Raw genomic sequence first — 23,561 nt, forward strand, 5'->3', positions numbered from 1 at the left:
GATCAAGCCAAACTGCCTGTTACAAACGGCACAGCCGTGGTCTGACGGACGACGCTCAGACTGATCGGACCTGTCGCACATTGTTCTCTCCCTCGTTCGTTGACCTACTCTTTTCCCTCGATATCGGGCGCGTACTGGATCTCGGGAATGTGTCTCGTCATCACAGCGCGCTCAGATGGCGGGCTGGTTCTGTTGCGATCGCCGCAATTGGCCGTGCAATCGATTCTGTCCGAATGGTCATGAGGCTAATCCGTCAGCAACGACGTGCTCAATTGTACGGAAGTAAATGACCGACATGACTAAGGATGGGCGAGCTATACCTAGGTTTGTCCCGTAGTTGCCCGGGGCCTCGGACGGGCATTTTCGCAACGGGACGGCGCACGATGCGCCGGTTGCACGGCTTCCGCGCATCCTGGTCAGCTCAGCCGCGCTTGGGTTCGCGGCGACGAACAGCAGCATGACAAGCCGCAAGTCCGAAAGCGGCACGTCGCCCCGTCGCCATCGACCCGACTTTGGTCGGGGGGAATTGCCGATAGTGTTGCAACGTGTTCTACTTGCATTCACCGCAGAGATGAGCCGGGACCGTCTGCGATGAAGCCTGGCCAGATAGCAAAGATTTGGAAGTCAGCCGCGCAATTCGTCTGCGGTTGCGTCGTGCTGGCGCTGGTGACCGCGGCCTGTTTCTTCCTGCAGATCGGGCTCGCCGCGACCGCGTTGTGCTATCTCGTGGTGATCCTGCTGTTCGCACTCGCGGACAGTTTCCTGGCCTCCGGTCTCCTCACTCTCCTCGCCGTCGCCGCGCTCGACTTTTTCTCTGCCCCGCCCCTCTTTGATTTCCGCATCTCCCATCCTCAGGATCGCCTGGTGATCGCTCCGTTCCTTCTCGCATGCCTGATCGGGTCGGGGTTGATCCAGCAGGCCCGCAGCGAACGGCGAGCTGTCCCCATCAAGCCAGGCCTTAAATTCAGCGACGCCGATTTGCGCGAAGCGGTGAAGCAATGGCAGCAAGTCTTCGAGCACAACCCGGTCATGTATTTCATGGTCGATCCGGCCGGAACCGTGCTGAACGTAAACACGTTCGGCGCCGCGCAACTGGGCTATGCGGCAGCGGAGCTGATCGGCCAATCGGTGCTCGGGGTGTTCTTCGAGGAAGACCGCGGCTTCGTCCGCCAGTGCGTTGCGCTGTGCCTTGGGACCGTCGGTCAGTCGCACACCTGGGAAATCCGGAAAGTGCGCAAGGACGGCTCGGTCCTGTGGGTACGCGAGAACGCCAAGGCCATGCTGCAGAGCGATGGCAAGCAGGTCGTGCTGGTCGCCTGCGAGAACATCACCGAGCGCAAGGAAGCGGAGAATGCGCTGCGACAGAGCGAGGCTTACCTCGCGCAGGCCCAGGAATTGAGCCATACCGGCAGCTTCGGCTGGAAGGCCGCGACCGGCGATATCTCCTGGTCGAAGGAAACGTATCGCATCTTCCAATGCGACGATGCCGAGAAGCCCACGATCCCATTCATGCTCCAGCGTATCCATCCCGACGACAGGCTCGCGGTGCGGCGAACCACGGGGCATGCGATGCGGGAGGGTTGCGATTACGATCACGAATACCGGCTCGTGATGCCCGACGGCGCCGTGAAACATGTCCGCGCGGTGGCCCGCGCCACGCGAGATGCCGGCGGCCACGTCGAGTTCGTTGGCTCGGTGAGTGATATCACACCGGCCAAGGAAGCAGAGCGACGACTCCGCGAAAGCGAGCAGCGCTTCCGCGACTATGCCGAAACTGCGTCCGACTGGTTCTGGGAGACCGGGCCGGACCACCGCGTCACCCGCGTCTCTGAACATCCTGAAACGGTCGGCATGGCCCCTTTCTGGGCGGTCGGGCTCACACGCTGGGACATTGCTCCTGACTCCGAGCTCGAACCGGAGAAGTGGCAACAGCATCGCGCGGCACTCGACGCCCACGTTCCGTTTCGCGACCTCGTGTACCGCAGCAAAGACCGAAATGGACAACCGACGTATGTTTGCACCAGCGGCAAGCCGTTCTTCGATACCGACGGCAACTTCCTCGGCTATCGTGGCGTTTGCACGGATGTGACCGCAGCAACCCGCGCCGACCAGGCCGAACAGGCACTCCGCAAGGCGCAAGCCGAGCTCGCCCATGTGACGCGCGTCACGACGCTCGGCGAGCTGACCGCCTCGATTGCTCACGAACTCAACCAGCCCCTCGCCGCCGTGATGGCCAACGCCGACGCGTGCATCGGTTGGCTGGAGCGCAGCTCACCCGATCTGAAAGGGGCACGCCGCTCGGTGGAGTGGATCATCGAGGATTGCAACCGCGCCAGTGAGGTGATCCGTCACGTCCGGGCACTTGCCAAGAGAACCGATATCGAGATGGTCCCGCTCGACGTCAATCGGGTCGTTCGCGAGGCGGTCGCGCTCGTTCAGCGCGAGATGGCCACCCACGCCGTATCGGTGCGAATGGAATTGAGATCCGAGCTGCCGAATATTTTCGGCGACCGAATCCAGTTACAGCAGGTGCTGATCAACCTGATCATGAATGGAATCGAAGCCATGGAAGGCGTCAGGGACCGCCCGCGGGAGCTGGTGATCCGCTCCGATCCGGACGAAAACGGATCAGTGCTGGTGAGCGTGACGGATCGTGGGGTCGGTATTTCCGCCGATGCGATTGATCGCATGTTCACACCGTTCTTCACTACCAAATCCAGCGGCTTGGGCATGGGACTCTCGATCTGCCGTTCCATCATCGAGGCCCACGGCGGACGACTTTCGGCCTCGCCCAATCCGGGGTGCGGCGCGACGTTTCAGATCACCCTGCCCTCGCATCAGGAGCAAGCGTCGTGACCGAGCGCCCCAAGCCTTCCTTGCCGCAGACGGGCAACGACGAGCCGATCGTCCTCGTCGTCGACGATGACCCGTCGGTGCGCCGGGCGCTTATCAATCTCTTTGAATCGGTCGGTCTCAAGGTCGCAGCCTTCGGCTCGGCGCCGGAGATCCTGCAAAGCAAGCCGCCGGAGGTCCCCAGCTGTCTGGTGCTCGACATCCGCCTGCCAGGACTGAGCGGCCTCGACCTGCAGGCCGATCTCGCCAAGGCGAACATCCACACGCCCATCATCTTCATCACCGGCCATGGTGATATTCCCATGACCGTCCGGGCCATGAAGAGTGGCGCGGTCGACTTCCTGACCAAACCGGTGCGCGACCAGGACATGCTGGACGCGGTCCAGGCCGCGATCGAGCGCGATCGCAAGCGCCGCGAGATCGAGAAAACGGTGTCGAACGTCAGGTCCCGCTTCGAGTCCCTCACCCCGCGGGAACGGGACGTGCTGTCCCTGGTGGCGTCTGGCATGATGAACAAGCACGTGGCCGCCGAGTTGGGATTGGCCGAAATCACCGTCAAGATCTATCGCGGCCAAATCATGCGGAAGATGGGTGCCAAGTCCCTGGCCGAGCTGGTGAAAATGAACGAGGCGCTCGGGATTCAGCACGCCAAGCGGGACGAACAAACCTAAGTATGAGTTCCAAATTTTGCTTGATCGGCCCACCTTGGCTCCCGGCCGCCGTACAACGGCAAGCAGCTCGGGAGCGGACATCTTGTCAGCGCCTTCAGTGATTTCGGTGCTCGACGATGATCCCTATGTGCGGGCTGCGATCGACAATCTTCTGGCGTCGCGCGGATACGTCGTCCACACATTCGCCTCGGCCGAAGAGTTCTTGAGCTCGTCCGACCTGAACGGCGCCAGCTGCGTGATCGCGGACGTGCAGATGCCGGTCATGAGCGGGATCGACCTGTTGATGCAGATGCGTACCCGGGGCTCGGCCACGCCGTTCATATTCACGACGGCCTTTCCGGATGAGAGCGTGCGCGCACGTGCACTGAGGGCCGGCGCACTCTGCTTCCTTGGCAAGCCGTTCGCGACCTCGGAGCTGATGCAATGCCTGGAGATGGCGCTGAGGGGACGCGGGGACGCCACGGCGTAATGCCGTACGCGTGAGCCCCGTTTCAATCCACCTTGATGTCGGCCGCCTTGATGATCGGCCACCATTTGGCGATCTCGGCCTTCTGCCGCGCACCGAGCGCTTCAGGGGTGAGCTGGTCCTGCGGCGGCATTTCGAGGCCTAGATTTTCCATCTGCTTCTTCACGGCGGCATTACCGAGCGCTTCCACCACCGCGGCGTTGAGCCGCGACACGATCTCCTGCGGCGTGCCCTTGGGCACCCATAGGCCGGACCACAGCGTCATCTGAAAGCCTTTCAGTCCGGCCTCATCGGCGGTCGGGATTTCGGGCGCGGACGCCAGGCGCTTGTCGTCGCTGATCGCGTAGGCACGGATGGTGCCGGCGCGAACCTGGTTGATGGAGTTGGAGGTCTGGTCGACGATGATGTCGATCTGGCCGGCGATGAGGTCGTTCAGTGCCGGCCCCGTGCCGCGATAGGGTACATATTGCAGCTTGATGCCGGAGACGCTCTCGAAATAAACGCCGGCGATGTGGCTGCCGGAGCCCACACCGGCCGTGCCCGCGGTCGCGGGTGCGGGGCGAGACTTGAGCCAGGCGAGCAGCTCTTTCAGCGACGTCGCAGGCACGGCGTTCTTGCTGACGACGATCATGGGGTTGCTCGGCAGCAGCACCACCGGCTGGAGATCGGCGACGAGATCGTAAGGGAGCTTGTAGACCGCGCCGTTGGCGACGTGCGTGCCAAGATGGCCGAAGGAGATGGTGTAGCCGTCGGGAGCCGAATGCACCGCGCGCCCCACCCCGATCGAGCCGCCGGCGCCGGTAACGTTCTCGACCACCACGGCCTGGCCAAGGCTCGCCCGCATGTGCTCGGCAAGCACGCGCGCCATCGCGTCCGAAGGCCCGCCGGCCGCGAACGGCACGATGATGGTGATGGGGCGCGAGGGATAGGTGTCGGCGCGCGCGGTGCCGGCAAGAGCGAGGATAGTGATCAGCGCAGCCCAGATCGTCTTTCGCATCTGCGTCTCTCCCGGCGGCATTTCTGATCACCTCTCCCCGTTGCGGGAGAGGGAGAACTACGAGCTCGCGAGCGACCTTCCTGCTCGCGCTAGAACTGCGAGAAGTCGATCGGCTTGTGGCGGTCGAGCGTGCGCGCGACCGGGGGCAGCGGGTATTTCAGGCCGGTCGCGCAGTTGAACAGCATCACGCGATCGTTCTTGGTGACGCGGCCATCGGCGAGCGATTGCGTGTAAGCGGCATAGGTTGCGGCACCTTCGGGACAGAGCAACAGCCCCTCCTCGCGCGCGACCTCGCTCAGCGCCGACGAAATGCTGTCGTCATCGACCGCGATGGCAAAGCCCTTGCTCTGCCGCACCGCGCGCAGGATCAGGAAATCGCCGATCGCCTGCGGCACGCGGATGCCCGACGCAATAGTGTGGGCATCCTCCCAGCGCGCCGCATGCTCGGTGCCCTCCTCATAGGCCCGCACCATCGGCGCGCAGCCCGACGCCTGCACCGCAACCATGCGCGGGCGCTTCGAGCCGATGAAGCCGATCTTCTCGAGCTCATCAAAGGCCTTCCACATGCCGATCAGGCCGGTGCCGCCGCCAGTCGGATAGAAGATCACGTCGGGCACGTCCCAGCCGAGCTGCTCGGCGAGCTCGAGCCCCATGGTCTTCTTGCCCTCGATCCGGTACGGCTCCTTCAGCGTCGAGGTGTCGAACCAGCCGACCTTGGCCTTGCCCTCGCCGACGATCTTGCCGCAATCGTCGATATAGCCATTGACGCGATAGACGGTCGCGCCCTGCAACTCGATCTCGCTGACATTCACCTCCGGCGTATCGGCTGGGCAGAAGATCGTGGTCTTGATGCCGCAGGAGGTCGCATAGGCCGCGAGCGCCGCGCCCGCGTTGCCGTTGGTCGGCATCGCCATGTGCTTGATGCCGAGCGCCTTGCCCATCGACACCGCCATGACGAGGCCCCGCGCCTTGAACGAGCCGGTCGGCAGGCGGCCTTCATCTTTCACGATGATCTCGCCGCCGCCGAGCTTTTGCGACAGCTTTGGCAGCCGGATCAGCGGCGTCGTGACCTCCCCGAGCGAGACGATGTCCTTGCATTTGCGCACCGGTAGAAGCTCGCGATAGCGCCACATGTCCGCGGGGCGCTCCTTGAGCGCATCCTTGGTCAACACCTTCTTCACGCCGGCGAGATCGTAGCGCACCAGCAGTGGCTTGCCGGCCTTGGAGAGGTTGTGGACCTGGTCTGCCGGATAATGATCGCCCTCCATCGCGCATTCGAGATGCGTGACGAAGGTCGGACGCTCGATGGTGAGGTTGTCGTTGTCCTGCACGGGTTTGTCCCTCTTGTTGTTTTCTTCAGTTCGTTCTCACACTCGTTACCCTGAGAAGGCCGCGAAGCGGCCGTCTCGAAGGGCGACGAGCCCCGCTGCTACATCTCGGCCGTTCATCCTTCGAGGCTCGCTTCGCGAGCACCTCCAGCGACAAACGGCTTCGCCGTTTGCGCGGGGGTGACGGAATGGGGATCAAATATTCAACACCCGCCCGTAGGCATCGAGCACGGCTTCCTTCATCATTTCCGACAGAGTCGGATGAGGGAAGACCGTGTGCATCAGCTCTTCCTCGGTGGTCTCCAGATTCATCGCAACCACATAGCCCTGGATCAGCTCGGTGACCTCCGCGCCGATCATGTGGGCGCCGAGAAGCTGGCCGGTCTTCTTGTCGAAGATCACCTTGACGAGCCCCTGGTCCTCGCCGAGCGCGATCGCCTTGCCGTTGCCGACGAAGGGGAAGCGACCGACGCGGATTTCGCGGCCGTTCTCCTTGGCCTTGGCTTCGGTCAGGCCGACGGACGCCACCTGCGGATGGCAATAGGTGCAGCCCGGGATCATGTTCTTGTCCATGGCGTGCGGATGCAGGCCCTTGATCGCCTCGACGCAGATCACGCCCTCATGCTCGGCCTTGTGGGCGAGCATCGGGGGACCTGCGACGTCGCCAATGGCATAGATGCCGGGGACGTTGGTCTTGCCGTAGCCGTCGATGACGATGCAGCCGCGGTCGGTTTTGACGCCGAGCTTTTCGAGGCCGAGGTTTTCAATGTTGCCGACCACGCCGACGGCCGAAATCACGCGCTCGAATTCGGTCGCGACCGGCTTGCCCTTGCCGTCGTCGATTGTGGCAACGACGCTGTCGGCCTTCTTGTCGAGCTTGGTCACCTTGGTCGAGGACATGATCTTGATGCCCATCTTCTCGAAGCGCTTTCGCGCAAGGCCGGCGATCTCCGCGTCCTCGACCGGGAGGATCTGCGGCAGCACCTCGACCACGGTGACGTCAGATCCCATGGTGTGGAAGAACGAGGCGAACTCGATGCCGATCGCGCCCGAGCCGACCACCAGCAGCGACTTCGGAATCCGCTCCGGAATCATGGCCTCGAAATAGGTCCAGACCAGCTTCTTGTCCGTTTCGAGTCCCGGCAGCACGCGCGGCCGCGCGCCGGTCGCGATGATGATGTGCTTGGCCTGATAGGTCCCCTCGCCCAGCATGCCCTTCGGCCCCTCGACGTCGGACTTCTTCACGGTGACCTTGCCGGGCGCATCGATCGAGGCGGCGCCCCAGATGATGCTGATCTTGTTCTTCTTCATCAGGAAGCCGACGCCGTCATTGAGTCGCTTCGAGACGCCGCGCGAGCGCTGCACCACCGCCTTCGGATCGAACGAGACCTTCTCCGCCGACAGGCCGTAGTCCTTGGCGTGCTGCATGTAGTGGTAGATCTCGGCGGAGCGCAGCAGCGCCTTGGTCGGGATGCAGCCCCAGTTCAGGCAGATGCCGCCGAGATAGTTCTTTTCGACGATCGCGGTCTTGAAGCCGAGCTGCGCGGCGCGGATCGCGGTGACGTAGCCGCCGGGACCGGAGCCGATGATGATGATGTCGAAGGACGTGTCGGCCATTGCGGCTCCCATTCAACTGAACTTCGTAGGGTGGGCAAAGCGAAGCGTGCCCACCGCCTTCCAACGCTATCAAAAGGTGGGCACGGCGCGTTGCGCCTTTGCCCACCCTACGCATTCACCGTCTGCGGCTCACACCATCATCATGACGGGATTTTCGATCAACTGCTTGAACGCGCCGATCAGCTCGGCGCCGAGCGCGCCATCGATGGCGCGGTGATCGCAGGACAGCGTCACGCTCATCATCTGCGCGATCTCGATCTTGCCATTCCGCACCACTGGCCGCTCCTCGCTGGTGCCGACCGCAAGGATGGTCGCATGCGGCGGGTTGATCACGGCGGTGAAGTCCTTGATGCCGAACATGCCGAGGTTGGACACGGCGGTCGTGCCGCCCTGGTATTCCTCCGGCTTCAGCTTGCGCGAGCGCGCACGCGTTGCAAAATCCTTCATCTCGTTGGAGATGGTGGAGAGAGTCTTGGTCTCCGCCTTGCGGATGATCGGCGTGATCAGGCCGCCCGGCATCGCCACCGCAACGCCAACGTCGGAATGGTGGTGCTTGACCATGCCGGACTCGGTCCAGCTCACATTGCAATTCGGGATCTTCTGCAGCGCGACCGCCATCGCCTTGATGACGAAGTCGTTGACCGAGATCTTGTAGAGCGGCTTCTTCTCCTTGTCCTTCGGAGCTGCCGCATTGATCTCCTCGCGCGCGACGAGCAGCTTGCCGATGTCGCAGTCGATGGTGAGGTAGAAGTGCGGGACGTTCTGGATCGAGGCAGTCAGGCGCTGCGCGATGGTGCGGCGCATGCCGTCATGCGGGATGATGTCGTAGGAGCCGGGCTCGAACAGCGACAGGATCTGCTTGTCCGACATGGTCGGCGCGATCGACGGCGCGGCTGACGGCGCCGCCGCCGGTGCCTTGAGGCCCTTGCCGGACTTCGCCCCTTCGACGTCACGCGCAACGACGCGGCCGTGCGGGCCGGTGCCCGTCACAAGCGAAATCTGGATGCCGGCGTCCTTGGCCAGGCGCCGCGCCAGCGGCGAGGAGAACACGCGGCCGCCCTGGCCGTTGGTCTGCGCGGCCGGCGCAGCGGCCTGTGGCGCAGGAGCAGCCTTCGGCGCGGCCGGTGCGGGAGCCGGAGCCGACGCAGCGGCCGGTGCTTCCGTTGCTTTCGGCGGCGCGGCCGACGCGGCGGGCTTGGCAGCGCCCGCGGCCTTCACGTCCTCGCCCTCGCCGGCGAGCACGGCGATGACATCGTTCACGGGCACGTCCTGCGTGCCCTCGGGCACCAGGATCTTGGCGATCGTGCCTTCGTCGATCGCCTCGACCTCCATGGTGGCCTTGTCGGTCTCGATCTCGGCGATGACGTCGCCGGATTTGACCTTGTCGCCCTCTTTCTTCAGCCACTTGGCGAGGTTGCCCTTCTCCATCGTTGGCGAGAGAGCGGGCATCAGGATGTTGATGGGCATGCTGACCTCACGAAGAACTTTTCAAAACGTCGTCTTCCGACCCACCGGAAGAGCGACAGACCAGGATTAGTTGCCAATGTCGCCCTGCCACAGGCGCTCATTGGCGGGATTGGAACGCCACGACTTCATCATGGCAATGGAGCGGTCGTCGGCAAGATCGATCCAGGGGACGTCGAACTTGTCGAGAATGTCCTTGGAGCCCGGGAAGGTCTCGGACTCGCCGATCACCACCAGCGAGACCTTGAACAGACCGAGCGCGCCTGCGCACATCGAGCATGGCGACAGCGTGGTGTACATGACGGTGTCGTGGAACGAGATCACGCCGGCGTCGCGCAGGCAGCTCATCTCGCCGTGCAGGATGACGTTCTTCTCCTGCACGCGGTTGTTGTGGCCGCGGGCGATGATCCTCTTGTCGCGCGTCAGCACGGCGCCGATCGGCAAGCCGCCTTGCGCGATGGAGGCCTCGGCCTCGCCGATCGCCTCCCGCATGAGATCGTAGTGATAGGATTCGATCGCCACGCTCAGTGCCCCTTCTGCCCGCGCGGCGTCGTGGTGCCGAGGTCGGTCGGACGCTCGATCTCGGCCTCGAACATGTCGAGGATCCGGCCCAGCGCCTCGTCCTCGCTCATCTCGCTCTCGCGCGCATAGGCGCGCGCGGCGTGGCGGGCGAGATCGACGAGCAGGAGGCCCCACATGTCGGGCTCCTCGAAGGCACGTTGGAACGCCATCGACAGCCCGCCGTCGAGCACGAACACGCGCAGAATCTCGATCGCGTCTTCGCGTCCAATCACGTCAGGCGGAAGTGGCTGCTCCTTGGGCCCTGCCATGGTCTACCTGTAGCAGACGGCTTTGGCGGCCTCGACCACTTCGGCTGCCGAGGGCAGCGCGAGCTTCTCCAGGTTCGCGGCATAGGGCATCGGCACGTCCTTGCCGGACACGCGCGTCACCGGCGCGTCCAGGTAGTCGAAGGCATGCTCCATGATCCGCGCAGCGATCTCGGCGCCGACGCCGCTCTGGGCCCAGCCCTCCTCCACCGTGACGGCACGGCCGGTCTTCTTCACGGAGTTGACGATGGTCTCGGTGTCCATCGGCCGCAGCGTACGCAAGTCGATCACCTCGGCTTCGATGCCGTCCTTGGCGAGTTCGTCCGCCGCCTTCAGCGCATAGGTCATGCCGTTCGACCACGAGATGATCGTAACGTGGCTGCCCGAGCGCACGATGCGCGCCTTGCCGATCGGGATCACGTAGTCGTCGAGCTTCGGCACTTCGCCGGTGTGGCCATAGAGAACTTCGTTCTCGAGGAAGATCACCGGATTGGGATCGCGGATCGCGGCCTTGAGCAGTCCCTTGGCATCCGCGGCCGAATACGGCGCGACCACCTTCAGGCCCGGAACGTGAGAATACCAGGAAGAGTAGTCCTGGCTGTGCTGCGCGGCGACGCGCGCGGCGGCGCCGTTGGGGCCGCGGAACACGATCGAGCAACCCATCTGGCCGCCGGACATATAGAGCGTCTTGGCGGCGGAGTTGATGATCTGGTCCATCGCCTGCATGGCGAAGTTGAAGGTCATGAACTCGACGATCGGCTTCAACCCGGCCATCGCCGCGCCAACGCCGATGCCGGCAAAACCGTGCTCGGTGATCGGGGTGTCGATGACGCGCCTGTCGCCGAATTCCTGGAGCAGGCCCTGCGTCACCTTGTAGGCGCCCTGATACTCAGCGACCTCTTCGCCCATGATGAAGACGTCGGGATCACGCCGCATCTCCTCGGCCATGGCATCGCGCAACGCTTCGCGGATGGTCTGGGTGACCATCTCCGTGCCGGCGGGCACTTCTGGATCGGGCTCCGCGACAGCCTGCGGCGCGGCGGATTTCGGCGCGGGCGCCTCGGCCTTCGCAGCGGCAGGCGCGGCTTCCGCGGCGGGCTTGGCGGGCGCAGGTGCCTTGGCGAGATCGGCGGCGCTCTCGCCATCGGCGAGGATCGTCGCGATCGGCGTGTTCACCGCGACGTCGGCGGTGCCTTCGGGAATCAGGATCTTGCCGAGCGTACCTTCATCGGTCGCCTCGACCTCCATGGTCGCCTTGTCGGTCTCGATTTCGGCGATCACGTCGCCCGACTTGATCGTCTCGCCCTCTTTTTTCAGCCATTTGGCGAGGTTGCCCTTTTCCATCGTGGGCGACAGCGCGGGCATCAGCACTTGAATTGGCATATCGACTCCAAAAGAAAGCTTGCGCGCTTTTAGCGGTAAACGTCGGTCCAGAGCTCGGAGGCATCCGGCTCGGGATCATGCTGGGCAAAGTCTGCGGACGCGTTGACGATGTCGCGGACCTCGGCGTCGATCGCCTTCAGATCCTGCTCGCTCATCTTGGCGGCCAGGAGGCGGTTGCGCACCTGCTCGATCGGGTCCTGGTCGTGACGGACCTTCTCGACCTCCTCGCGCGTGCGGTATTTTGCGGGATCCGACATCGAATGTCCGCGATAGCGATAGGTCTGCATCTCCAGGATGACCGGGCCCTTGCCGGCGCGGCACCAAGCGACCGCTTCGTCGCCGGCGGCCTTCACCGCGCGGACGTCCATGCCGTCGACCTGATGACCGGGGATGTTGAAGGACAGGCCGCGCTTGGAGAAATCCTGGAGCGCGGACGCGCGCGAGACCGACGTACCCATGGCGTAGCGGTTGTTCTCGATGACAAAGATCGCAGGCAGCTTCCAGAGCTCCGCCATGTTGAAGCTCTCGTAGACCTGGCCCTGGTTCGAAGCACCATCGCCGAAATAAGCGACGGCGACACTGTCATTGCCGCGATACCGATTGGCGAAAGCGAGGCCCGCACCGAGCGAGACCTGGGCGCCGACGATGCCGTGGCCGCCGTAAAACTTCTTCTCCACGCTGAACATGTGCATGGAGCCGCCCTTGCCCTTGGAATAGCCGCCGCGGCGGCCGGTGAGTTCGGCCATGACGCCATTGGCTTCCATGCCGGTGGCGAGCATGTGGCCGTGATCGCGATAGCCGGTGATGACCTGGTCGCCGTCCTTCAGCGCCATCTGCATGCCGACCACCACGGCCTCCTGGCCGATATAGAGATGGCAGAAGCCGCCGATCGCACCCATGCCGTAGAGCTGGCCGGCCTTTTCCTCGAACCGCCGGATCAGGAGCATTTCGCGGAGCGCCTTCAGCTCCTGCTCCCTGGTGAATTCCGGGGGCGAACCGCCGTTGGTCTTGTCTTGTGGAGAGCTTGCGGCGGCTTTCTTGGGTGCGGCCATGGGAATTCCGGGTCAGAGAAAACTAAGCCCTCTCTAACCCAACTCAAACGCGCGCGAAAGCGCTGCGGCGACGCCATACGATTTTCATTATGCCGCAGTGCAGCGTGACCGAAATATTGCAAAACCTTTGGCGCCGATCAGGCAACATTAGCTCTCCGTGAAGCCGCCCTCACCAGCCGAGCTCGCGCAGATAGGCTGCGCGGGCGCCAACTCCGGTATGCGTGAAGTCGGTAAAGACCCCATCCACGCCGAGACGGAAGAATTTGAGATATTCGAGGCTTGGATCGCCATGATAGTCGCCAGCCAGGTACTTCTTCTCGTTCCGGAAAGTGAAGACGTGCACGAACAGGCCGAGCTTGTGCGCGTCGGCAACGAGGCTGGTCGCTTCCTGCGTCGAAGCCTCTGGCGTCGATCCCTTGTAGGGAGTGCCGTCGGCGTTGCTGTCCTTCCACGGCGAAATCTTGAGCGGAACGATATAGGGCTTCCACGGACCAATGCCGTCGGCATAGGTCTTGATCTCCGCAAGGCCCTCGGAGGTTAGCATCGCATCATACAAGCGCGCGTCACCCGAAATCGTCCAATCGAACGGACGCGAATTGGTGATGTTGTCGTTGAGGACCTTGCCGTTCTTGAAGTCGACACCGTTGCCATCGATGAGCTGGACCTGCCGCGTCTCCAGTCCATGGCTGCGCATGTATTTCAGGCTGCCGGGCTCGAAGCTCTGAACGAGGATGGGGGCCTCCTTCGCGTTGAGGCCGTTGTCCTTGATGATCTTGATCAACGCATCCTCGAGCGGGTGGCTGCCGGGCGCGCCACAGCCATTGGCAATCGCCTGGGCATTGTTCCAGGTCGGATTCTTGGTTTCCGGATAGACGGCGATGGGACGCCCCGTCTCCTTGCTCTTGACCTTGGCGATGTCGATGATGTCCTGGAAACTGATGATCGGGAACTTGCCGTTGAAGACCTTCGGCCTTTCGTTGGCCGCATCATAGGTGGTGCCGGCGATCCAATCCTTCAGCTCGGCCATGGTGAAGTCGGTGATCGACCAATCATTGGTATGGTCCTCGCCGTCCACGATCAGCGATTTCAGCACGGATTTGGGGTCGGCCGGATTGGTGAGATCCGTGAGGTAGTCAGCAGGTGTGCTGGGGGAAGAAGGAGCCTTGACGCGCACGCCGGGCACCGTGCGCTTGCGGGCCGCAACCGCCGGATTGGTCTTCGCCACCTCGGCGACGTTGGTATTGTCGTTCAGCCAAGGGTTGTGACGTGCGACCAGGACACAATCCTTGGTCAGGTGCAGGTCCTCTTCGAGCGCGTCGGTTCCAAGCGCTGCGGCAAGGTCATACGATGCCTCGGTCTCTTCGGGCACCAGCCCCGGCAGGCCGCGATGGCCGAGGATCAGTGGCGGCTTTCCGTCGAGGGTCAGGACGTTCTTGGCGCCGGCTGGCGCCGAACCGGCCTGTGCAAAGGCCGTCGATGGCGGGAGGAACGCCAAAGCCACCGCGCCGAACAGCATCGCTCCAACACGCACCCGTCGTAAACGACCGTCCTTCATGGCCAAGCCTCCCTCTTTCGCCCGGCAGCGCTCGAACGCCACAGGGGCCGAGCTGAATAGCTCGGCCCCTCGTCTTGTCTCAATTCTTTGACGAAGGGATGACGGAGGCGGCGCCGCACTGGCGCCGCCTCTAGTCGATCAGAAGAAACCGAGCTTCTTCGGGCTGTAGCTGACCAGGAGGTTCTTGGTCTGCTGATAGTGATCGAGCATCATCTTGTGGGTCTCGCGACCGACACCGGACTGCTTGTAGCCGCCGAACGCCGCGTGCGCGGGATAGGCGTGGTAGCAGTTGGTCCAGACCCGGCCTGCCTGGATGGCGCGGCCAAAGCGGTAGCAGCGATTGGCATCGCGGCTCCAGACACCGGCCCCCAAGCCGTAGAGCGTGTCGTTGGCGATCGCGAGCGCTTCCTCGTCGGTCTTGAAGGTCGTGACCGATACGACGGGGCCAAAGATCTCCTCCTGGAAGATCCGCATCTTGTTGTGGCCGTGGAACACGGTCGGCTGGACGTAGTAGCCGCCCGCGAGATCGCCGCCGAGGCTCGCGCGGCCACCGCCGGCCAGGACCTTCGCCCCTTCCTTCTTGCCGATGTCGATATAGGAAAGAATTTTCTCCAGCTGCTCGCCGGAGGCCTGGGCACCGATCATGGTGTCCGCGGCGCGCGGATCGCCCTGCTTGATGGCGGCGACGCGCTTCAGCGCCCGCTCCATGAAGCGGTCGTAGATGCCCTCATGGACCAGCGCACGGCTCGGACAGGTGCAGACCTCGCCCTGGTTGAGCGCGAACATCACGAAGCCTTCGATCGCCTTGTCGAAGAAATCGTCGTCTTCGGCGGTGACGTCCTTGAAGAAGATGTTCGGCGATTTGCCGCCGAGCTCGAGCGTGACGGGAATCAGGTTCTGTGCGGCATATTGCATGATCAGCCGACCCGTCGTGGTCTCGCCGGTGAAGGCGATCTTGGCGATACGCGGGCTGGACGCGAGCGGCTTGCCGGCCTCCAGGCCAAAGCCGTTGACGATGTTGAGGACGCCGGGCGGCAAGAGGTCGCCGACGATCTCGGCCCAGACCATGATCGAGGCTGGCGTCTGCTCGGCCGGTTTCAGCACCACGCAGTTGCCCGCGGCGAGCGCAGGCGCGAGCTTCCAGCACGCCATCAGCAGCGGGAAGTTCCAGGGGATGATCTGGCCGACCACGCCGAGCGGCTCATGGAAATGATAGGCGATAGTGTCATGGTCGATCTCGCCGATTGAGCCTTCCTGGGCACGAACGACGCCGGCGAAATAGCGGAAGTGATCGATCGCGAGCGGCAGGTCGGCGGCGCGGGTCTCGCGGATCGGCTTGCCGTTATCCCAGGTCTCGGCGATCGCGAGCCGCTCGAGATTTTCTTCCATGCGGTCGGCGATCCGGTTCAGGACCGCGGCGCGCTCGGCGACGCTGGTGCTGCCCCAGGCGGCCTTGGCGGCATACGCGGCATCGAGCGCGGCCTCGACGTCCTGGTGATCGGAGCGCGCGATCTTGCAGACGACCTGGCCGTTCACCGGCGAAGCGTTGTCGAAATATTTGCCGGATTGTGGGGCGACGAATTTGCCGCCGATGAAATTGTCGTACTTCGCGGCGAAGGGAACTTCCGTGACGTTGAGGAATTCGACCTTGTTCATGTTCACTCCCGATGTTGCTGTTTGCGCGATCGTCGTGTGTTCACGACTTGCGCAGACCATGTCGCGGGAGATGTTTTCTGTCAGCCCAGGTGGGAGCGATGATGGAGGCGACCTGTCGCAGTACTGCGACAGCTTCACTCACCACAACTACCGACCTCATCCTGAGGAGCCGCGAAGCGGCGTCTCGAAGGATGGCCGCGGGCACAGTCGGGCCTGCATGGTTCGAGACGGCGCTTACGCGCCTCCTCACCATGAGGAGCTAGAATGTACGTTGGGAAAAAGCAGGAGCTCAGTGCTTCAGCTCGAACCGCTTGAGCTTTCGGTGCAGCGTGGCTCGGCTGACGCCAAGGGCCTTGGCGGCTGCGGACACATTGCCACCCGCGCGCAACAGCGCCCGCTGCAAGACCGCGCGCTGGCCACCGGCGAGGTGGTCGCGCGCCGCATCGCCACCGAGAAGATCGGCTGCGGGCACCGGCTGCAGCGGGCGGCCGGGCGCGATCCCAAGTCCGACCCGGGCGGACCTCGTCGCGCCTATCACGAGATCATCACCATCGACCGCGACGAGGCCGCCGCAATGGCCGTCGGCCGACGGCCTCAGCACGATGCGGGCATGGGCAAAGGCGTTGCGAAACAGATCGGCCTCGATGCGTTTTGCCGCTTCGCCTGCGGCGAGCGCGATCAGATTGGCGAAGGCATCGGTGCGGTCGGCGCGGCAGGAGGAGACGTCGAGCACGCCGGCGAGTATCCCGTCATGATCGTAGATCGGTACAGCGGTGCAGCTCAGAAGCGTGTTGCGGGTGAAGAAATGCTGGTCGCGGTCGATGGTCAGCGGCCGCTGCTCGACGAGGGAGGTGCCGATACCGTTGGTACCCTCATGCTCCTCGCTCCAGACCGCGCCGATCCACAGGCCCCAGGATTGGAAAGTTGAGTCGTCGGCCGGCGCGCCGCGGCGATCGACCGGAATGCCCTCGCGATCGGCGAGCAGCACGCAACAGCCGGCAGCGCCAACCGCCTGATAGAGCCGGTCCATCGTACCTTGCGCGGCCGACAGCAGCGGCGCGACGCGATCGCGCGCATGGTATAGCTCGGCCTCGGTGAGGCGGATCGGCGGCCTGCGGCCCGAGGGATCGAGATGATGCAATCGGGAGGAACGGCACCACGAGGCCACGAGCGCGGAACGTGCCGCCTGGCCTGACGCGATGGCGGCCTCGACACGGGCCGCGTGATGCGGGTGCATTTGCCCATTCATCACTGTTTCCTCCGAATGGCAGTCTAGATGCTGCCGGCGTAGCCCGGTTGATCTGCGTCAATCCTGAAAGGGCCGCGCGCAAGAAGGCATGAACCCGCACCGCCGTTGCCGTCAAGACGGAAGTGCCGCATCCATTTACGACCTTCGACATAGGCGCAAAAAACCGAATAACACCGCACCATCGCAAAAGTTGGAACGCGCGTTTCACGCGGCGATCGAAAAACAGAATAGAGCGAAAACAGCGCGTCACCTATGCTGGAAGCATCAAGAGACTTTCAGCAGGAGCCGTCGTGACCAGCCCGTTCTCACTCTCAAGACGTTTCCTGCTCGGCGCACTTGCAGGCGGACTCGTTGCCGGCAGCGCGAAAACGCAAGGCGCGCCGGCAGAGATCGATCTCAGCGGCGCCACGCTGCGCGTTGCCTATTACAAGGGGGGTTGGCGCGCCCTGCTCCAGGCTGCCGGCGAAGACAGGACGCCCTACAAGATCGACTGGAAGGAGCTCAACAACGGCGTGCTGCACATCGAGGCGCTGAACAGCGACGCGCTCGATCTCGGCTCAGGCAGCGAAATTCCCGCCATGTTCGCCGCACGCAAGAACGCCGGCGTGCGCTTCATCGCAGTCACCCACGAAGACCTCAACACCCAGGTCACCGTAGCAGCTAAGGACGCGCCGATCCATTCGATCGCCGATCTCAAAGGCAAGAAGGTCGGTTATGTCCGCGCCACGACCGCGCACTATTTCCTCGCCAAGCAGCTCGAGGAAGCCGGGCTGTCCTTCAATGACATCGAGGCCATCAACCTGACACCATCGGACGGCTATTCCGCCTTCGCCTCGGGCAAGCTCGATGCGTGGGCGATCTACGGCTACAACGGCCAGCTCGCGATCTCCAGGCAGGGCGCGCGCCTGCTCAAGACCGGCGTCGGCTATCTCTCCGGAAATTTCCCGATCTATGCCAATCCCAAGGCGATCGACGATCCCTTGCGGCATGCGGCGCTCGCCGACTTCCTGCTGCGCATCCAGCGTGCCTACGCTTTCGCCAACAAGAATTTCCAGGTCTATGCGACGGCGCAGGTCGCGGAAACGCATCTGCCGATTGAGGACATCCTCGATCAATTCGCCCATCGCAGCGCCGATTTCTCGCTCGTAGGCGTCACGCCGGATGTGCCCGTGACCCACCAGAAGGTTGCCGACACTTTCCTCAAGCTCGGCGTGCTCGACGCGCAGACGGACGTCGCAAAATTCTGGGATACGAGTTTCAGCGATGTCCTCGCCAAGGGCGCGGCGAAGCTGGCGACACTCTGATCTCGCCGCGTCGTCAGACCCTCATGGTGAGGAGCGCGAAGCGCGTCTTCGGACGATGCTGCGCATCGCCGGGCGAACCATGAACGCCCCAAGCTATCCGCGGCCATCCTTCGAGACGCCCGCGTCGCGCGGGCTCCTCAGGCGAGGAGTAGAGAGCGTTGTGATGCAGGAGAACTAATTCGAATTGTTCATCCGCACGAGATCGTGCGGATTGACGAACTGGAGCTGGAAGCGCGCACGCTCGTCCAGCATGTCGGGGTCGATTTTTTCCGAGCGCAACAGCGACACGCGCTGCTCGCCCTCGGCGCGCTCGCGCTTCAGCCGCGCGAGCTCGCTGGTCAACGCAATGATCTCCTGGTCGAGCTCCTGACGGGCATTGAGGCCGTATTTGCCGGTATAGGCGTTGATGCCGAAATAGCCGACGATCGCGGCCGCCATGGTGTAGAGGGCAAGGCCGGTCAGAATTGATTTCAGTCGCGCGCGTGTGACCATCTTGGGAAGATGGGACAGGTTGGTTAAGGGAGTGCTAATTCACCACATGCCGTCATTCCGGGGCGGCTCGAAGAGCCGAACCCGGAATCTCGAGATTCTCAGGTGCGCAATTGCGCACCTTGGTTCGATGCTCCGGGCCGCGCTCTGCGCGGTCCCGTCGCATCGCCCCGGAATGACACGCAAGGCGTCTTGCTCAGCCCTGGTGCTTGGCGACGTGCGCGGCGAAGGCGTCGATGTACTGCTGGAGCACGGTCTTCAGCGAGTCCTTGACCAGGTTGCCCGCGGGGTCGAAGGCATCGCCGACCGCGTTCAGATAGGTCTCGGGCTGCTGCATGATTGCCCCTGCAATGCCCGGGAGAATGTTCTGCAAGGTTTTTGCGGCGCTGACGCCACCCTGCGGACCCGGCGAGTTGGAGATGATGCCGACCGGCTTGCCGTTGAACGAGCTCTTGCCATAGGGGCGCGAGGCGACGTCGATGGCGTTCTTCAGCACGCCCGGGATCGCACGGTTGTATTCCGGAGTCACGAACAGGACGCCGTTCGACTTCTGGAGCTTCTCACGGAAGGCCAGCCAGTCGGCGGGCGGCGCGCCCTCGAGATCCTGGTTGAAGAACGAGATCCCCGCCGGCGTGATGACCTCGAGCGTGAGAGATGCCGGCGCGAGCTTTGCGAGCGCATTGGCGATCTTGAGCGAAAAGCTCTCCTTGCGCAGGCTGCCGGCGATCGTGACGATGTTGTAGGCCATGGGTGTCCTTGAACCTCTAAGCGGGAAACGGGCTCCGGCACTTAATCCACCTCCGCGAGATGATGCAAGTGCATGAACCGTTTCGATTTGGAAACGCTGCGTTTCGCGAAAGCGATCAGTCGCCGAAAATAATCGGGCCGCCAAGCGGCGGCCCGATTAACAGATGCGAAGAACTGATCCGATCAGATCGTCGGGTTCCAGGCCGACGGGATCAGGCGATATTTGGCGCCGTCCTTCTCGACATGGCCGACCGAGGGGAACGTGAAGTGGAAGCCGACCACCGTCGCCTTCTCCGCCGCCGCCATGTCGTAGAACTTGTGGCGGGTCTCCTGCGCCATCGCGGCATCGGTGTCGAACACGACATGCCAATCCGGGTTGCGCAGGAAGAATTCCGGGATGTTGGTGACGTCGGACTGGATCAGGACCTTGGCGTTGCCCGATGCAACCGCGAACGACGTGTGGCCCGGGGTGTGGCCCGGCGTCGCGATCGAGGTGATGCCCGGCGCGACCTCCTTGCCCCACTCGTACTTCGTCACCTTGGACTCGATGCCGGCAAAGGTCTTGTTCACGTTGGCGAAGTAGTTTTTCATCATGTCGCTGGAAGCCTTGGCGGCGTTGTCGTCGCTCGCCCAGAACTCCCAATCCTTCGCCGGCACCATGATCTCGGCGTTCGGAAACGCGATCGAGCCGTCGGCCGCGCGAATGCCGTTGGTGTGGTCGGGGTGCAGATGCGAGAGCAAGACGATGTCGATGCTCTTGGGATCGACGCCGGCCGCCGCGAGGTTTTGCAGCGTGCGGCCGACCGCGCCCTTGCTCGGCTCGAGATTGGCGACGCCGTTGCCGGTGTCGATCAGCACGAGCTTGGAGCCGGTGTTGATGAGCTGCGGGTTGAAGGGCACCGTCACCATGCCCTTCGGCATGTAGGCCGCATCGCCCGCGGCGAGCGCCTCCTCCTTCGGCACGTTGGTGACGAACTTGTCGGGCATCGGGAAGGTGCGCGCCCCGTCATTGATCGAGGTGCATTCGAAGCTGCCAACCTTGTAGCGATAGAAACCCGGCGCTTGTGCGCCGCTTTGCGGCACTGCGGCATTGGCAGGTGTCGTGCCCAGGCGCGAAAAGCCAGCCGCCCCGAGAGCGGCGGCGCCGGCAAGTAGGTGACGGCGGTTGAGTTCAGTCATGGGAATGTCCCCTTCTGAGCGTTGCGGTTTTTCCGCTTTCAATTGCGGCGGGAATGTTCTCCCGCTTCGCTCAGAAGGCAAGACCTTCTTTGGTTACGCCCGCGCCGGCGTCACGCAAATTTATTTGGGTTGATGAGGAATTTTTCGCCGGTCGCCCGTTTGGCGTAGACCGCGATGTTGGACGGATCGAGTGCCTCCTGAAGCGACACGACCTTGGTGTAGTGGCTGGCGAACGTCGTCTTCAATTCGCTCGCGACGCGTTGGCGCAGCCGCCCAATCTCGGCCGGTCCGATCTTCATCAGGAACGGGGTCAACAGCCAGCCGCCGACGCCCCAGGCCATGCCGAAGCCGGGCGGCAGCTCGATCGGCCGCGTGTCCAGCATGCCGTAGACATAGACCTGCTTGTGCACGCTCGAGCCGTAGCGGCTGTATTCCTTGGCGGTCTTGTTGATTGCGACTTCCATGCACCTGAGGATGTTGCCGGCAAGCCTGCCGCCGCTGATGGCATCGAAGGCGATGGTGGCGCCGGTCTCGACCAGCGCATTGGTGAGATCGTCGAGGAAGCTCGGCGCAGTGGAATCGACGACATGCTTGGCGCCGATCTTGCGCAGGATGTCGGCCTGCTCCTGGCTGCGCACGATGTTGACGAGCGGAATGCCGTCCTTGATGCAGATCTTGTTCAGCATCTGCCCGAGGTTGGAGGCGGCCGCTGTGTGCACCAGCGCCTTGTGGCCCTCGCGTCGCATGGTCTCGGTCATGGCGAGCGCGGTGAGCGGATTGACGAACCAGGACGCGCCTTCCGCAGCAGTCGTGCCTTCGGGCAACGGCTGGCAGTCCCTCGCCTTCAGGGTCCGGTACTGCGCGTACATCGCGCCGCCGATCATCGAGACCGTCTTGCCCATCAGCGCCTTGGCGGCGTCCGACGAGCCGGTCCTGATGACGACGCCGGCGCCCTCATTGCCGACCGGCAGGGACTGGTCGAGCCGGCTTCCCATCGCGCCCATCGCGGCATCCGGCACCTTGGCAACGATGACCGGAGCATCCTTCGTCCCCGACGCCTTCGCCGTGCTCATGTCGGCGGCGCCGACAAGGAGGGCGAGATCCGACGGGTTGATCGGCGTCGCCTCGACGCGGACGACGACCTCGTCCTCGGCGGGCTCGGGGGTCGGCACGTCGACGAGCGAGATTTCGAGCTCGCCGCTCTTCTTGATCTGCGAACGCAGTTGCAGCCCGCTCTTTCCGTCGCTCATGTCGACCTCCCTTTTTGCCCTACTTGTTGACTAAGCTTACGCCAGCGCCTTCAGCGCCGCCTTGCCGGGATAGACGGCCTGCTTGCCGAGCTGCTGCTCGATGCGCAGGAGCTGGTTGTATTTCGCGGTACGATCCGAACGCGCAAGCGAGCCGGTTTTGATCTGGCCGCAATTGGTGGCGACCGCGAGGTCGGCGATGGTGGAATCCTCGGTCTCGCCGGAGCGGTGCGACATCACCGAGGTGTAGCCGGCCTTGTGCGCCATCTCGACGGCGGCGAGCGTCTCGGTCAGCGTGCCGATCTGGTTGACCTTGATCAGGATCGAGTTGGCCCGGCCCGCCTTGATGCCCTCGGACAGGCGCTTGACGTTGGTGACGAAGAGATCGTCGCCGACGAGCTGGCACTTCTTGCCGATGAGATCGGTGAGCTCCTTCCAGCCATCCATGTCGTCTTCCGACATGCCGTCCTCGATGGTGACGATCGGATAGCGCGCGACGAGATCGGCGAGATACTTGGCCTGCTCAGAGATCGAGCGGGTCTTGCCCTCGCCTTCATAGACGTATTTGCCGCCCTTGAAGAACTCGGTCGAGGCGCAGTCGAGCCCGAGCACGACGTCGGAGCCCGCCTTGAAGCCGGCCTTGCCGATCGCGTTCATGACGAATTCGAGCGCGGCGTCCGCCGACGGCAGGTTCGGCGCGAAGCCGCCTTCGTCGCCGACATTGGTGTTGTGGCCGGCCTTCTTCAATTCCGACTTCAGGGTGTGGAAGACTTCCGCGCCGTAACGCAGACCTTCGGCGAAGCTCGTGGCGCCGACCGGCAGGATCATGAACTCCTGGAAGTCGATCGGGTTGTCGGCGTGCACGCCGCCATTGATGATGTTCATCATCGGCACCGGCAGGACCCGGGCCGAAGTGCCGCCGACGTAACGATAGAGCGGCATGTCGAGCGATTGCGCGGCCGCCTTGGCGCAGGCCAGCGAGACACCGAGGATGGCATTGGCGCCGAGACGGCTCTTGTTCGGCGTGCCGTCGAGATCGATCATGACCTGGTCGATCTGGACCTGGTGCTCGACGTCCAGGCCGCTGAGCGCCTCGTAGATCTCCCCGTTGACGGCGCCAACCGCCTTGGAGACGCCCTTGCCGAGATAGCGGGCCTTGTCGCCGTCGCGCAGTTCCACCGCCTCATGGGCGCCGGTCGAGGCGCCCGAGGGCACCGCGGCGCGGCCAAGCGAGCCGTCCTCCAGCACGACGTCGACCTCGACGGTGGGATTGCCGCGGCTATCGAGAATTTCGCGGCCGATGATGTCGACAATAGCGGTCATGATTGCGCTTCCGTTCGTTAGAGCTGTCAGTTCGTGGGGGCGTCTTACACGGAGCGCAAGCAAATGTGAACGCTTGGACCACCGCCTTCGACTGACCTATGAGGTGCCTCAGACTAAGCTTGATCCCACTTGGCCCGCGCGTCCAACCTCCATC

General features: G+C 63.5%; 20 protein-coding genes. 4 read left to right on the top strand and 16 right to left on the bottom strand.

The genetic code is table 11. The features are described 5' to 3' along the window. Positions 1–591 precede the first annotated feature (591 nt). The 3 genes from NLM33_RS07525 (at position 592) to NLM33_RS07535 (ending at position 3,993) form a co-directional block, all read left to right on the top strand. Entirely contained in the window at positions 592–2,856 is a 2,265-nt protein-coding gene (locus tag NLM33_RS07525; RefSeq protein ID WP_254095467.1) for a PAS domain S-box protein, read from the top strand. Continuing rightward, positions 2,853–3,524: a response regulator transcription factor gene (locus NLM33_RS07530; RefSeq protein WP_254095468.1), complete on the top strand. Its 672-nt coding sequence runs from the start codon at positions 2,853–2,855 to the stop codon at positions 3,522–3,524. The genes NLM33_RS07525 and NLM33_RS07530 overlap by 4 nt, the downstream gene beginning before the upstream one ends. A gap of 82 nt (positions 3,525–3,606) precedes the next feature. Further along, positions 3,607–3,993, top strand: a complete 387-nt coding sequence (locus NLM33_RS07535) for a response regulator transcription factor (RefSeq protein ID WP_254095469.1) — start codon at positions 3,607–3,609, stop codon at positions 3,991–3,993. A gap of 22 nt (positions 3,994–4,015) precedes the next feature. Here the strand turns inward: NLM33_RS07535 and NLM33_RS07540 are convergent, their stop codons facing one another. From NLM33_RS07540 to NLM33_RS07590, 11 genes are all read right to left on the bottom strand, one after another. Then, the gene (locus tag NLM33_RS07540; RefSeq protein ID WP_254095470.1) at positions 4,016–4,987 is read right to left on the bottom strand and encodes a tripartite tricarboxylate transporter substrate binding protein BugD; all 972 of its coding nucleotides are present in this window, start codon (positions 4,985–4,987) and stop codon (positions 4,016–4,018) included. Positions 4,988–5,076: 89 nt separating this feature from the next. Beyond that, entirely contained in the window at positions 5,077–6,318 is a 1,242-nt protein-coding gene (locus NLM33_RS07545) for a threonine synthase (RefSeq protein ID WP_254095471.1), read from the bottom strand. Between the two features lie 192 nt (positions 6,319–6,510). Further along, entirely contained in the window at positions 6,511–7,932 is a 1,422-nt protein-coding gene (lpdA, locus tag NLM33_RS07550; RefSeq protein ID WP_254095472.1) for a dihydrolipoyl dehydrogenase, read from the bottom strand. Positions 7,933–8,061: 129 nt separating this feature from the next. Next, entirely contained in the window at positions 8,062–9,399 is a 1,338-nt protein-coding gene (locus NLM33_RS07555) for a pyruvate dehydrogenase complex dihydrolipoamide acetyltransferase (RefSeq protein WP_254095473.1), read from the bottom strand. A gap of 66 nt (positions 9,400–9,465) precedes the next feature. Then, positions 9,466–9,918 carry a nucleoside deaminase gene (locus NLM33_RS07560; RefSeq protein ID WP_254095474.1) on the bottom strand — a complete coding sequence of 151 codons (453 nt, stop codon included), beginning with the start codon at positions 9,916–9,918 and terminating at the stop codon, positions 9,466–9,468. 2 nt (positions 9,919–9,920) lie between these two features. Further along, complete coding sequence (locus tag NLM33_RS07565) at positions 9,921–10,226, bottom strand: DUF5076 domain-containing protein (protein ID WP_254095475.1); 306 nt, start codon at positions 10,224–10,226, stop codon at positions 9,921–9,923. Between the two features lie 3 nt (positions 10,227–10,229). Next, positions 10,230–11,606: a pyruvate dehydrogenase complex E1 component subunit beta gene (locus tag NLM33_RS07570; RefSeq protein WP_254095476.1), complete on the bottom strand. Its 1,377-nt coding sequence runs from the start codon at positions 11,604–11,606 to the stop codon at positions 10,230–10,232. 29 nt (positions 11,607–11,635) lie between these two features. Next, positions 11,636–12,658 (bottom strand): pyruvate dehydrogenase (acetyl-transferring) E1 component subunit alpha, encoded by a 1,023-nt coding sequence (pdhA, locus tag NLM33_RS07575; RefSeq protein WP_254095477.1) that lies wholly within the window; start codon positions 12,656–12,658, stop codon positions 11,636–11,638. Positions 12,659–12,827: 169 nt separating this feature from the next. Continuing rightward, a complete protein-coding gene (locus NLM33_RS07580) occupies positions 12,828–14,213 on the bottom strand; it encodes a glycerophosphodiester phosphodiesterase family protein (RefSeq protein ID WP_254095478.1) in 1,386 nt (461 codons plus the stop codon). 138 nt (positions 14,214–14,351) lie between these two features. Next, positions 14,352–15,869, bottom strand: a complete 1,518-nt coding sequence (adh, locus tag NLM33_RS07585; protein ID WP_254095479.1) for an aldehyde dehydrogenase — start codon at positions 15,867–15,869, stop codon at positions 14,352–14,354. Positions 15,870–16,158: 289 nt separating this feature from the next. Beyond that, positions 16,159–17,118: a GAF domain-containing protein gene (locus NLM33_RS07590; protein ID WP_254095480.1), complete on the bottom strand. Its 960-nt coding sequence runs from the start codon at positions 17,116–17,118 to the stop codon at positions 16,159–16,161. 290 nt (positions 17,119–17,408) lie between these two features. Here NLM33_RS07590 and NLM33_RS07595 point away from each other — a divergent pair, with 290 nt between their 5' ends. Next, on the top strand, positions 17,409–18,422 hold the full coding sequence (locus NLM33_RS07595) for an ABC transporter substrate-binding protein (RefSeq protein ID WP_254095481.1): 1,014 nt from the start codon (positions 17,409–17,411) through the stop codon (positions 18,420–18,422). Between the two features lie 174 nt (positions 18,423–18,596). On the opposite strand, the gene NLM33_RS07600 is transcribed toward NLM33_RS07595, so the two are convergent. The 5 genes from NLM33_RS07600 to eno form a co-directional block, all read right to left on the bottom strand. Then, positions 18,597–18,914, bottom strand: a complete 318-nt coding sequence (locus NLM33_RS07600) for a septum formation initiator family protein (RefSeq protein WP_027522649.1) — start codon at positions 18,912–18,914, stop codon at positions 18,597–18,599. A gap of 193 nt (positions 18,915–19,107) precedes the next feature. Further along, on the bottom strand, positions 19,108–19,659 hold the full coding sequence (locus NLM33_RS07605) for an NADPH-dependent FMN reductase (protein WP_254095482.1): 552 nt from the start codon (positions 19,657–19,659) through the stop codon (positions 19,108–19,110). 182 nt (positions 19,660–19,841) lie between these two features. Beyond that, entirely contained in the window at positions 19,842–20,837 is a 996-nt protein-coding gene (locus NLM33_RS07610) for an MBL fold metallo-hydrolase (RefSeq protein WP_254095483.1), read from the bottom strand. A gap of 110 nt (positions 20,838–20,947) precedes the next feature. Then, positions 20,948–22,087, bottom strand: a complete 1,140-nt coding sequence (locus NLM33_RS07615) for a zinc-binding dehydrogenase (RefSeq protein ID WP_254095484.1) — start codon at positions 22,085–22,087, stop codon at positions 20,948–20,950. A 36-nt stretch (positions 22,088–22,123) separates the two neighbouring features. After that, on the bottom strand, positions 22,124–23,407 hold the full coding sequence (eno, locus tag NLM33_RS07620) for a phosphopyruvate hydratase (RefSeq protein WP_254095485.1): 1,284 nt from the start codon (positions 23,405–23,407) through the stop codon (positions 22,124–22,126). Positions 23,408–23,561: the final 154 nt, after the last annotated feature.

The organism is Bradyrhizobium sp. CCGUVB1N3 (assembly GCF_024199925.1).
GTDB lineage: Bacteria > Pseudomonadota > Alphaproteobacteria > Rhizobiales > Xanthobacteraceae > Bradyrhizobium.